Genomic DNA, 13677 nt, shown 5'->3' with positions numbered 1-13677 from the left:
TCAAGCGAGGTCTCCGACTGATACACTTATCGGCAGATGATCCCTTTTCATTGAGAGGTGTCCCCGAAAATCCCGGTAATCCGAATGATACTTCAATCTGAGACACTATTGATCGGTTCCAGCTCCAATTATTTTTGAATTCGGAGTCATAACCCAGTTTTCACCTTTAAGATCGCTTTCAAAGACATAACTTGAATTCGGGGTGATGGTCCCGCCATTCACAAAGTACGCCGAAGAGCTCGCCACACCGAAGGCCCCCGTGCTTCGCGAATGAGGCCCAAAGACCACTTGAATATACTGCTTGTTCCCCATGGCTTTGAAGAACGTAAATTCATAAACGATATTAGGACTTCCGACCGTTCCCGAGGTGGAAGCTGTCCCCTCATAGCGAATTCTGAAATAATTAGTACCACTCTGGGACCAAACCCTTTGCCAGGAATTATCCGCAGCACCCAGGAAAAACTTAGGAACTGCCGGGAAGTTCCCGGCAAACCCACTATACGAGGTCGAAGACGTCAACACGTTAATGAAGGTGTTTGAACAGATATACCACGTCTTCGTCTGATACTGCGCAATCGAGAAATAGAATGGCAAAGTCAAAGTCTGGAAAGCATCATCCTGACCGACAGAAACAAGCTGAGTCATCCCCCCCGCACCCAAAAGAACGGCCGAGCCTGCCGAAATCGCAGGACTGTAAACAGAGCCGTCGTTGATCTCCCACGGATTGACCTCAGCTCCGTCCAGAAGAACGTTGACCACGGTCTTGGTTCCGGCCAAACCATAGGACGCTCTGAACACCACACTCTGTCCTGCCGCCACGGTTGCAGAGGTCACCCACGTGCTGCCACCGTCTAGGGAAAAGTCCGCAATCGCGGCTGTGCTGTTCACAGCCAGTGTTCCCGCAGCGCCGGTGTTGACGATACTGCCCGTCGTGACCGTAGTCGAAGGGGTCGCATTATTGACGTTTGGAATTATTAACTGAATGCCATTTCCAGTCGTCACCAGCCAAGTTGTTGTGGATCCGGCAATAACAATATTTACCGTCGTAGAGGTCATGTTGCTGGAAGATGTCGTCATCCGGGCTTGCAATGTGTCCCCCTGATTCAAAACACCCGAAGTTGCCCAGGCTCCCCCATTGATAGAGATCTGCGGCGATCCAGAAGCGGCGCTGATGGAGATCGGCGCGTTCACCAGCCCGGAAGTCACAGAACGAACCTCTGAACTAACCACGAGATTCTTTCCTTGATTCACCAGATTTGAAAATGCCGGATATGTGGTGGAGGCAGTTGTAACATAGAAATAGCCGTAAGCGCCCAAAGAAACAATGGCGGGAGATAACTGCGAATTTTGTATATTCGATGAGATGACCCTGATCTGAACAGTGTCTCCAACCATAACATTCCCAGAGGTCACCCACGCCCCACCATTCACGGAGGCTTCAGATCCAGTGCCCGTCAACGTGAACGGATACGGTCCTCCAGGTATAGTCCCGGTGATGACACCGGAAGGACTGGTCTGCTGTGTGCTCAAAGCAAGACCGGTTGCTGAACCAAAAGACGGGAATATCAAACTTCCGGTCGTCACACTCCAGCGGGTCAAAGTCGTGCTCAAACAAGACTCACAGCGAAAGATCGCATAACTTTTTCTTGAAGCAATACTTGGTGTGGTCAGTCGAACGATAACACTGTCACCGCCATTCAAAGTCCCACTGGTCACCCAGGGGCCACCATTCACAGAAAACTCAGGTGAGCCGGTGCCGACAACATTCACCGCAACCGAGCCTGTCCCCGTCACTGTTGCTGCTGCCGAAGTCACCAAGGCATTGGCCGCCTGATTAAGGATATCTGTGAATACTAAAGCTAGAGGTTGTGCCGTGGTAAGGCTCCACGTAAACGAATTGCTGCCCAGATTTACCATCGCAGTAGCTGTCGTGCTGGCACTTACAGCCGAAGTCTGGCGCAAAGCCAAAGTCTGACCGTAAGAGATATTCCCCGAAGTCACCCAAGCCCCGCCGTTGATGGATATCTCAGGACTTCCTGTACCACTCACGCTGATCGGCAACGTGGTGCCTGTCGTGCCATAGACCGTTTGAGTGACCGAGGTCACAACAGAACTTAATGAACTTGTGATCGTCTCTGGAAAACCCACAAATAAGTCCGCATTCTTTTTTTTACACAGAACAACGACGCCCGCAGATCCGGAGATGCCATTAGTGCTGGCAGAACCACCCGCCCCTTGCAAAGAACTTGCGGCGTAGCTGTTCGCCCAGTCAACCGTAGCATTGCCGATATAAGCCGTCGCAGAGCTGCCTCCGGAACTGCCGAATCCGCCACTGCCTCGGCCTGAACAGCCCGTTGGAAGTGAACCGTTCGTTAAACCTCTTTGACCGAAAGAGCCGCCATCGTAAGTGGACTTACCACCATAAGCTCCGCGCCCGCCATGAACCAGTTCCACACCGTTGTTGAGATTACAGTAGCCATCCCCACCAAGTTTGTATGCACCCGTAAAGCCCGTCAGACCTCCGGTGACAAAGCCACCAGCACCGCCTCCGACATTGGTTCCTCCATCGCCGCCGGCAGTGATGAAACTCGTGCTTGCTCCGCCCTTGCCTCCGTTGGCATGAAACAAAACCACTCCGTTTCTTAAAAGTGCACTGCTGCCACCGCCACCACCGCCGCCATAGGAATTCACGGATTCAACGGCTCCACCGCCGCCACCATAGTAACCAGCTCCGCCCGCTCCCCCAGTCATATAGGTGCTGCCACTGCCGCCTCCGCCAACAACGGCATAGAGATTTTGAGAGGGTGCTAGTACAAAGCTTCCTTGGGTGAACTGACCTCGCGAACCTGCAGAAGAAACGCCACCACCGCCTCCGCCGCCAATCAGATAGACGTTGAACTCGTAGTTTTGAGCAGAGTTATTGGTCAAATTGAATTCACTGGGAATCACATAGACAGCGGCACAATTTCTAAGATTCTGCCAAAAAGACACGGGCATCATCGGATGAGCCCATGATGTCTGATTCCACAGAAGGGATGCAAACAGAACAGCAGTAAAGACGGAAAGATGGTTTCGGCGTTTCATAGTCGTCATTCTTGTTAGTATCCGGTAATCCAGCTGACCAGACAGTTGGTTCCATCGCTGATCAAGTTATAAACTGTCTTATTCAAAGTTCCCGGAATGCGATCCGAGTTCACGGGCACGAAAGAGCCCGCCAGCATTGTACTACCCGCATCTGAATAACAATTCAGGGTAACACTGCCCGTGCCTGTGCCCTTCACAACGACCATGTAGGATCCACCCGGTTTCATATTATGAATATTCACCACTGGATTGGCTGTCGTTCCTGCATCCCAGACAACGGAGTTCCCCAAGTTCGAATTGAATGTCAAAGGTGAACCCGCAACAGATGTCTGAATATTTGAATAGATCTGACCGCCAGTAGCCCGAATGCTTCCGGTAACTTCCAGTTTTTCTGTTGGTCCTACCGTACCGATCCCCGTACTTCCCGCAGCGGTAACGCTCAAACCAGAGCCCGGCGACCACGAACTGCATGAAGAATCTGCACATTTACTAATAGACATTGCGTTACTCGCACTAGATGAGCTCATGATCCAATGATTTGTACCATCGCCCCAGTAGAAATTCGGAGCAGAAACACCGCCACCACCGCCACCCAGTATACCAACCGGTCTCATTGCCGTGCCCACATAAACCACCTTTGAGGTTGAATTATAAGTCAACCCTGCGTGTCCGGCCATAGCGCTGGAATTGTTAAACTGAATCTGAGTATCGGAACCTGCAGGGGCAGCAGAAACTCCTGTCAGTTCGGATCCATCACCTTGGAACGCAGTGGCTTTGACAGTTCCTGAGACCTCTAATTTTGTTGTCGGTGAGGTCGTCCCCACCCCAACGTTACCCGCGCCAGTTATCGTGAGCTTGTCTGAAAAGCCATTAGTTCCAAATCGCAAGCTTCCACCAACCTTACGATTACTGAAAACAACATCATTCGAGCTATAATCAATCAAAAATCCATCATTCAAACCGTCGCCAACCGTAGGATTGCTCAGTTGAATTCCTCCACCACTGACGTGAAGTTTTCTTTGTGGACTTGCCGTCCCTACCCCCACGTTCCCGCTGTTGTAGTAGATGTCACTTCCCGTGGTCACCCACTGAGAACTTGGAATATTCGTATTACAAATGATTGAACTGGTTCCATCGGACGTACACATCTTATTGGCCGTAATACCGGAAACGCCGACCAAGGGAACATTGCCAGACACGGCCCCGGTATTTTTAGTTCCCGCCGTTCCAATACCCAAAGCTGTTTGCGCACCGACTTGAGTTGTTGCTCCGGTACCGCCGTTGGCGATGGCCAAAGCTCCTGTGACTGCTGCCGTTTGCGAAAGATCTATCTGCCCAAATAAAGGCGCACCCCCACCGGCGGGGACTCGCAGCACTTGATTTGCCGTGCCCGCCGCTGTAGATGTCGGAGCTGCTCCTGCGCCTCCACCCAGCACCACACCATTGGATGTCAACACACCGGAAGACGCCATTGTCGAAGCGCTATTAAAGTACGGAATGCCACCCGAGGTTCCTGCCGTCAAACCCGTACCACCTTTGGCGACGGTCAAATTTGGCATCATAGCTATCGGCAACAAGCCCGACGCACCCAACAGAGGCACCTTGTTGGCATCACCAGCCACACCACCGGTTGCTGTTGCACCTGCGACAGCAGTGCCATTGATTTTGCCTATCGTTGGATTGGGATAATTGCCACTTAAGTCTCCACCCGCCGCTCCTGTCGGTGCAGCACCTGTTGCGGAAATATTGATGGAGTTGGCTCCATTGGAAATACTAATTCCCGTCCCCGCTGTCAGTGTTGCAGGCGTTGGTGCCCCCGCCGTGGAACCAATCAAAATCTGACCGTCTGTCAAAGCTGCACTTTCCACGATTTTTCCAGCGGAAGAAATCATGACTTTATTATTGGTCAAGGCTGTCGAAGAATTCGTGCCCCCGTTCGCCACTGGTAAAACTCCCGTTACCGCCGCGGATTGTGCCAGATTCACAGCACCAAATGTTGGAGTCCCGGCTGCTCCGGCCTGCAGAACCTGATACTGAGTTCCTGCCGCCGTCGCTTGAATTGCGCCCGTACCATTGCCGTATAATACACCTTTAGCAGTCAGAGTCGTCGCGCCAGTACCACCATTGGCAACAGAAAGCTGCGTGCCGGACCAATTGCTATCATTCACCGTGCCCGAAGTGGCCACGGTGCTTAAATTAGCCCAGGAAAGAGCCCCGGAACCATTGTTGATCATCACCTGATTGTTAGCCCCTTGGGAAGTTGGCAAACGCAGAACGTAACTTGTTCCAATCGCAGCATTAGGTCCCATCAAGGTCACGGTATTGGCACTTGTGCCGGAATAGAAAGTTCCCTTACCCGTAGCGAATGTCAGATCGCCACTCATTATATCGCCCGCTTTATTCACCGGTGTGAAGCCCAAGGCGTCTTGCTTATTATTGAAAGTGCTAAATTGCGTATTGGAAATAACCCCCGCCGTCACACCTGCACCAGAGGCCAAAGGAATATCCAAAGTGTGTGTGCCGGCTGCGGTGGTAAACCCATACGAGGTCGCAGTTGAAAGTGGTCTTAAAAGTTGAGCGTTGCTCGTCGCGCCATTGATGCTCTGAATACCACTTCCCGCAACACCCAAAATTTGTGTGCCGGAACCATTTTGATATTTCAGTACGCCACCTTCATACCAAACACTGCCCACATCCGGAGTCACAGGACTGGTTGCCGTAAGTTTCACCGTGTTGGTAGAAACCACGCCCACCTCAACACTTGCGGCATTGGTGATGTTTTTAGTTCCCATGTCAATATGGCCGGTCATCGTGCCACCAGCCAGTGGCAACTTCGTCGCATCTGCGGTATTTAAAGTCTGCCAGGTTCCATCACCACTCAGGTATTTGCTGGCATCAGCAGTCCCTGTTCCCAATCGACCCACGGCAAATGTTCCTGCCGTGACTGCAGAAGCGCTTAATGAACCAATCGGCTGGCAACTGAAAGCATCCGTCACTGCTGACCAGCTCATCGCCTGATTCGCCGTGCACACGGAGCCCGGGAACATCGTCAGTCCCGAGCTATTTTTGACGTCTTCCGCAGTAATGTATCCAGCTTTCCAGCGACCACTGTCCCACAACAACGCCTGCCCATCAGCCGTCGGAACCGTCGCGTCCACGTTCTGCCCTTGGATTTTGGCGACCGTGGTTGCCATAGAGCCCAAGGTATATAGTCCCGACGTCACATCACCAGTTAAAGCGGTGATATAATTTCCTGCATTTTGTTTGCTGTTAAAGGCACTCCAGTCCGTCTGAGACAAGTATCCATCATGGGTGGCATCTGCTTTCGCGATGGCCACTTTCGGGCTGGCAGCATTGGCACTATCAACGGTTAGCGGCGCATCTGCGGTGACACTGGTCACCGATCCTGTACTTGGGTTGACCCATGTCAACTGTCCGGTGGTTGCACTCATTCCCAAAACCTGTCCGTTCGTTCCCTGATTTGCAGGCAACGTCAAAACATAGTTCGTCGGAACATCCAGTGGAGCCTTCAATCCTACAGAACCCGGCGTCGGTGTCTTGGCATCGTAAAGGAACAGCCCCTCCTTCGCTGTGAGGGATTTATTTGTCTGGATATTTCCATTGGTGGATACGATATCACCACTTGCTGTTACTTGAGCTGCAGAGAGTGAACCCGTTGTCGAAATATTTCCGGATGTATTAATACTTGCTGTATTTGAAAGAGCTGATGCCGTGACATTGCTCAATTGAGAACCATCGATCAAAGGAAGCTTCCCTGTGCCATCCAGTTGCACAATCTGATTTGCGCCTGTTCCCACATCCACGGACAAAGAACCCGTACCAGTAATCGCTGCGTTGGCTGCCTGATCTGTTTTAAGTCCCACTCCTGCAGCAACACTGCTGACGGTTCCGCCGTTAGCACCCGAGATGGCGGTACAAACCAATTGACCAGAACCATTATTCTGTAAGAACGAGTTCGCAGGACACGTCGGAAGATCCGTTTTGGCAAAACCTTTCACAGACGGATCGGTTTCTGTATAGGAAGTCATCGGCGTGATGGCCGACCAGCTTCCACCTGTCCAGCCCAGTACCTGACCATTGGTCAAAGCAGGAACACTAATACCATTCAATTGCCCAGTTTTTTCGTATTGAGAGCTTGTTCCACTGATCACAGAAATCAATTCAGTGAAGCTGGCAGGACTTAAGGGAGCGGCATTGAAAGCTGGTGCACCCGGCGCCGGATCTACAACCCGTAAAACCGATTTTGCGGCAACGCCACCAAGGTTTTGGGCGTCGTGAGCATTCACCGCCGAAGGTACATAATTCAAACCCATCACCGGCAAAGTGTCCCAGCCGTAGCCCGTGTGATCGTCATACGACACCACCATCTGACGCTGGTCCAATGCCTGTGATGTATAGGAGGTCATCGAGTTACAGGACAGATTTGGAATCGTCACCCCGTTATTGGCAAAAACTTTTTCAATAGGCAGGCCTGGATCAGTTCCCGTTCGAGAGCCTTCGCCATCGCCAATTGGAATTGCAAACACCCCTTGCGAGTTGGTCATGTCGATCGAACGACTTTCTTCGTACAGTAGACACTTCGTGGGATTAGGACTGAAGATTTGGATTCTGAAGGTAACGTTGCTGGCCTCCAGCGGTCGATCCTGGGCATTCAACAAGCGACCATGATAAGTGATAACTGCACCAGCCCCTGCAATCGAAGGCAGAGCCAAAAGTACGAGAAGTGATTTCGCAAGCAACGTACAAGGTGTTTTCATAGACCTCATTCCTTAAAGATCGTGCCTTGAATATTCGTGTAAACCTTATTGCCCCGCGAGGTCTTGCCTTCGGGTCTGGAGTCCTGATAGCTGACGGAGGCCTGGATTTTATAACCACGGGTCGTGTAGGAGTTTTGACTGCTTCCCGATGTTACTTCCGTGACGGATGCTTTTGAAAAAACCGCTGTGACTTCTTTTGTTATGGAATCAATGCTCGCTTCCATCGAGCAGCCTTCCAAGAGAATCAAGGCCGCTAGGCAGGCTGTGATACCCAGCCCACGCACTAATCTATCTTCGAATGACAACGTCCCTGAAAAGATAATCATATATAAATCTTTCGGAGCGCCCAGAAGAACTCTAAAGTCCAATATAGCGACGTATTGAAGCCCATTTTTAATTAATGTTTCGTCCAAAACAAAAGGGACCTGAATACCCTAAAACTGTAACGAGATCACCCGTTCGGACTAATAGAAAAGGGGTTCCCCTGGGAACCCCTTCTTCAAGAATGATATTTGAAACGAACCTATGACAGACTATTTTTTAAGATTCAGCCCTTTAAGAGCATCGGCCATAGCACCCAAACCAGATGCCGCTGTCGAGTGAGACTTCCAGCTCATGTCTTCAGCCTCGCCCGGCAAGCCCAAAGAGATCTTCTTTTCTTCAAATAGGATTTGATCCACCTGAACAGTCACATCGTCACCGCGCTTTTTGTTTTCGTATTGAGCGGCCTCAACAGAATCACGCCATTTAGAGCGCGGCAGAAGACCGGTCACACCTGGAGCGATGTTTACGAACAGACCATAGGTCTCTTTCTTTTCAACTTTCCCCTGCACCACTGTGCCCACTGGGAATTTCTGAGGAACCGTCATCCAAGGATTGCCAGCACCATCAGCCTGTTTCAAAGACAAAGAGATTTTCAATCTTCCGTCGATTTCTTCCATCTTCAGAAGTTTTACCGTCACCGGTTGCCCCGCCATCACAACCTCTTTTGGATCGTGAACGCGAGACCAGGAAAGTTCAGAAACGTGGATCAGGCCTTCAATACCGGCTTCCAGTTCCACAAACGCACCGAACTTTTCCAGACGCATGATCTTACCTTCAAGCAAAGCACCCGGCTGATGTTTCAGCATGAACGTGCCTTCGTTTTCAGCTTTTTGCAGATCCAACACCTTACGACGGGACACAACGATGTTGCGGCCTTTCGGATCCAACTGTGTGATCATGAAGTCAAATTTCTTACCTACATATTCATTGGCATCCTGAACAAAGCGACTGTCGATCTGACTGATCGGACAGAACGCCGTTTTACCCTGGATGCTTACGCGGAAACCGCCGTTACAAGTTTCAGTCACGCGACCTTCAACTGGAAGTTCCATATCGAAGGCATCTTCCAATGAATCCGTGGAGGCATTCAAAGAACCTTTTTTCGCCAGACGAACTTCACCACCCTTGATGGAAGTAACAACACAGTCGATATAATCGCCGACTTTGTATTTTACTTCCTTGTTTTCATCCAGAAGATCCTTGGTCAGGATCATACCGTCAGTAGGTGTACCCGTGGAAACAAAGGCCTCTTCTTTCCCGATGGAAAGAATCTCACCATGCACTTGATCACCAACACTCAAACGAGTTTTCAAACCTTTTTCAGATTGAGCAAAAAGCTCTTCAAAAGAAGCAAAGTCTTTTGTTGCAGGAACATCATCACCAAAAATATCTTTTTTAGACATAAAGCAGTCCTTAAGTTTAAAGAGGAAGTAGAGAATAAAGGCAGCTCAAGGCTTTGACCAGCACCGCCGCACAAAGCCAAGCTTAGGAACAGCCAACCGTAGTTCCGCAGTTAGGGCATCGGTAACAACCACTGGTAAGCACTGTGTCACTGCCGCACTCCGGGCACTTCATCGTGAAGTTAGGAACCGAAACCTCTTCCACAGCTTTGGGCTTTTCCTTCAGGTTTAAAGGCTGACTCTGCTTGCTGCCATCACGATAAACAGCAACCGCTTTTACCCCCAGCTCCCAGGCCAGGAAATAGATACGGCTGATATCATCTTCGCTGGCTGTACTTGGCATATTGACCGTTTTGGAAATGGCTCCGCTGATAAATGGCTGCACTGCAGCCATCATCAGAACATGACTTTCCGGGGACAGGACGCGATGACCCGCCGGGGCTGTCGCACAGTCAAAGACCGGAATATCCTCTGCACGCAGGTGCGGGGCCCCCACGACGGAGTTGTTTTCCTCAATGTACTTTACAATGGCCTGGCGTTCTGGCTCCGGATAGTCCAGGGCTTTCAGTGCGGTGTCCACGGACTGATTGACGATCTGGATTTCGCCGCCGCCGACAAGTTTTTTAAACTTAATCAAAGAAAAATCCGGCTCAATTCCTGTCGTATCACAATCCATCAAAAGACCAATCGTTCCCGTCGGAGCAATCACGGTGGCTTGGGCGTTTCGATACCCATGCTTGATGCCGTTGTATAAGACACCTTTCCAAAGATTTTTAACGGCCTTATCCACTCCGGAAGGCAACAGACGCCAAGTCACTTTGCTGATGGCCCGTTCGTGCATCTTCATAACCTTGAGCATGCTGGCACGATTGCGACGGAATCCATCAAAAGGTCCTTTGGCCCGCGCCATCTCGGAACTGGTCAGATAGGCCACGCCGGTCATCAACGACGTCAGCGCCCCGGCCCAAGCCCGCCCCTCTTCACTGTCATAGGGAATGCCTTTTCTCATCAAAAGAGATCCCAGATTGGCAAAGCCCAATCCCAACGGACGATAGTCATGCGAATTCTGTGCAATCTTCTGGGTCGGATAGCTGGAGTAATCCACCAGAATTTCCTGCGCCACAAACAAAGTGCGGGCAGTATGAATGAAGGCTTCAAAATCAAAGTCACCCGAGTCCGTCAGGAACCTGGCCAAATTCACAGAGGCCAGGTTGCAGGCAGAATCATCCAGGAACATATATTCCGAGCAAGGATTGCTGGAATATATGGTGTCCGTCTTAGGGCACGTGTGCCACTTGTTGATGGTGTTATGAAATTGAATGCCAGGATCAGCACACACCCATGCGGCTTTGGTGATTCGCCCCCAGACTTCGGCCGCCGGAATCTCCCGTAAAGATTTTCCTGTGATGCGCGCCTTCAGCTTCCACGGGCGGTCTTCCTTCACGGCCTTCATGAAAGCATCACTGACACGAACAGAGTTATTGGCATTCTGCCCCGAAACAGTTCTGTAAGCTTCACCTTCAAAGTCAGCACTCAAACCTGCGGCAATCAGCAAGTGAGCTTTACGCTCTTCCTGCATTTTCCAGTCGATGAACTCCAGAACCTCCGGATGATCAATATCAACCACTACCATTTTGGCAGCACGTCTTGTGGTTCCCCCGGACTTAATTGCGCCGGCTCCCCGATCCAAAACTTCCAAGAAGGAAATCAGGCCGGAACTTTTACCACCCGACCCCGTAGCCTCATACTTGCTGCGAATTCTGGAAAAGTTTGTGCCTGTTCCAGAGCCATATTTAAACAACTTCGCTTCTGTCTTTGCCAGGTCGAAAATGCCTTCGATGCTGTCGTCCACACTTTGAATAAAACACGCCGAGCATTGAGGACGTTCATAGGCATTCTTGGTCGGCTGGATGACTTTCTTCTTTTCATCCCAGGCAAAGTGCTCACTCGGAGAATTGGCTTTGTAAGCCTCCCACAATCCGGCATTAAACCAGACCGGACTGTTAAAGGCTCCACGCTGGGACAGCAGGATATATTTCAGCTCTTTGCCAAAAACCTCGGCTTCTTTGCGCGAGCTGAAATAGCCCCCCTGCTTCATGGCCGAAGCAACAATCGCCTTCACCACCCGATCCACCATCTGGCGGACTGAGGTTTCATGCTTTGTCCCGGGCACACCGACTTTGCGGAAGTATTTGCTGGCGGCAATATCAATTGCCAACTGCGACCAGCCCTCAGGCGCTTCCACATTCTTCATCTCAAAGAAGGTTTCCCCTTTGCGATTGCGAATTTCACAGTGAACTCGTTTCCAGGAAAATAGATTCTCCGGATTCTTTCCGGCGGCCACAAAGTAAGACGGACTGTGCAGTGTTTTGGTTTTCATGATTACAGTCTAGAGGGACTTTTCATGACAGCCAAGCAAGAAGCCCCTCACACATGTTCGAAATCCCCACAGCCCAAGGGCGGGGACTACGTTAAGCCTTTGCAACATGACTTGTCTTTAATCCTCGACGCTTGTTTAGGGCTGTTAGCAAGCCGTTAAGAAAAGATCAACACAGGGGTGGGGAATGAGTCAAGAGACCGTCAAAAAGAAGCTCCTCATTATTAAGGCCAACTCTACAAGTCTTGGTACCGTAGAAGGCTTCTTGCGCAACCGTGATTGGAACATAAAGTCCACCACCAACCTTAAGGAAGCACTCATCTTCCTCGTGCAGGAACAGCCCCAGTTTGTCATGGTCAGCATTGACCATCCCAACCGCAAGGTGCGCAACCTTCCCAAAATTCTAACCCAGGCATTTCCCGTCTGTGTGATCGCTTTTGCCGAAAGCAGCTCTGCAGCGTCATTCACCTTGCTGAACAATTGCAATACCGAATACCTTCTCTATCCACCGGTCACGGGTCCAGCCGTAGAACGCACCGTGAACAAATACTACAAAGATCAGCAAACCCGTGAAAGCTCCGGAGGGTTCAACCGCAGTACCGTCCCGACAGAAGGGACCGATGGCGTTATTTCCATCAAAGGCCAAGGCGCTGGAGGGGATGTCTCGAGCGCCCACAGTATTTTGCAACAACTTCTTAGCGGCGACGAGATGAGCGCCATGGCCACCGGAACTGCCGGCAACCCTATTGGCGGTATGATCAATGGCGCTGGCAGAAACTCTATGAATGGGATGATGACTGGCAATGCTTCATCTACAGCGCCTCATTATTCTGGTGGTAACAATGGGCTCGGACCGGAATGGGCCCGCCAGCAATCCCCTGCCGACGATCCCTCTTTTGATTCCAGCACTGGTGGCTCCCATCGCAACAACAATGGCGCCTCGTGGGCTCCATTGGAAGGGCGCAAAAAGAAAAAGGATCGCACCACGCCTGAACAGATTGAAGCAAACCCGGCCGCGACCAAACAAGATTCCATCATTTTGCGCGGGACCAAAGATGCCTTGGACAAATCCTGCCTTAAAACCTCATTCGCTGAGGCCGAAGCTATTGAGGATTCAACCAACACCTCTTGTATCGTTGTCGAATCCCCGCGTTTTTCAGGCTATCTGATCACCGCCATGGGAAAAGATCGCAAGATCGATGACAGCTTCATCAACAAAATACGAGAAAGGTTGTTCCGCTTTTTGAAAGAAAACGGCGAACACATCGAAGACAGCGATCCGATGCAATTAAAAATCAAAGAAGTTCCCTTTGAGGACTGGGCTCTGGCACAAGCAGAATTTTTGCGCAAGTCCGTGCATGAAGGGCACGAAGTGGCGATGGCCTTCTTCCCCTGCGCCGACGTAAAGATTGCCACCGGCGCCTCGGCTGACGAAGAAATGGCCAGCATTCACCTGAATGAACTTGCCGGTGATGTCGCCGTGGAATTCAATGTCTATATCTACCTTCCTAAGAACAATAAATATGTTCTGTACACTCCCCGAGGCAGCAAGTTCTTCAATGTGCAAAAGCAACGACTGCAAAGTCAGGGCGTGTCCAATTTGCATATTCTCAAAGCTGAAATTCAGGATTTGGACAAATACCGGGCTCAGAACTTTCTGAATGAAAAAATCCAGCTTTTTGAGGAAAAACTAAAAGAAAAGGTCCCCGTATAA

General features: G+C 50.7%; 6 protein-coding genes. 1 reads left to right on the top strand and 5 read right to left on the bottom strand.

The features are described from left to right. Positions 1–105: 105 nt before the first annotated feature. The 5 genes from ACES2G_RS05160 to ACES2G_RS05140 all read right to left on the bottom strand — a co-directional run bounded on the left by ACES2G_RS05160 (position 106) and on the right by ACES2G_RS05140 (position 11966). Positions 106–3084, bottom strand: a complete 2979-nt coding sequence (locus ACES2G_RS05160) for a hypothetical protein (RefSeq protein WP_374001484.1) — start codon at positions 3082–3084, stop codon at positions 106–108. 14 nt (positions 3085–3098) lie between these two features. After that, a complete protein-coding gene (locus tag ACES2G_RS05155) occupies positions 3099–7862 on the bottom strand; it encodes a beta strand repeat-containing protein (protein WP_374001483.1) in 4764 nt (1587 codons plus the stop codon). Between the two features lie 5 nt (positions 7863–7867). Continuing rightward, complete coding sequence (locus ACES2G_RS05150) at positions 7868–8188, bottom strand: hypothetical protein (RefSeq protein ID WP_347356514.1); 321 nt, start codon at positions 8186–8188, stop codon at positions 7868–7870. 207 nt (positions 8189–8395) lie between these two features. Next, positions 8396–9589, bottom strand: coding sequence for a S1 RNA-binding domain-containing protein (locus tag ACES2G_RS05145; protein ID WP_347356515.1), 1194 nt, complete (start codon positions 9587–9589; stop codon positions 8396–8398). A gap of 82 nt (positions 9590–9671) precedes the next feature. Further along, positions 9672–11966 carry a vitamin B12-dependent ribonucleotide reductase gene (locus tag ACES2G_RS05140; protein ID WP_347356516.1) on the bottom strand — a complete coding sequence of 765 codons (2295 nt, stop codon included), beginning with the start codon at positions 11964–11966 and terminating at the stop codon, positions 9672–9674. A 184-nt stretch (positions 11967–12150) separates the two neighbouring features. Between ACES2G_RS05140 and ACES2G_RS05135 the strand changes: the two genes are divergently transcribed. Further along, positions 12151–13677, top strand: coding sequence for a hypothetical protein (locus ACES2G_RS05135; RefSeq protein WP_347356518.1), 1527 nt, complete (start codon positions 12151–12153; stop codon positions 13675–13677).

This window comes from Bdellovibrio bacteriovorus (genome assembly GCF_041888015.1).
Classification (GTDB): domain Bacteria; phylum Bdellovibrionota; class Bdellovibrionia; order Bdellovibrionales; family Bdellovibrionaceae; genus Bdellovibrio.
The sequence above is the reverse complement of the archived record's forward strand: the minus strand, read 5'-3'. Positions and strand labels throughout refer to the sequence as shown.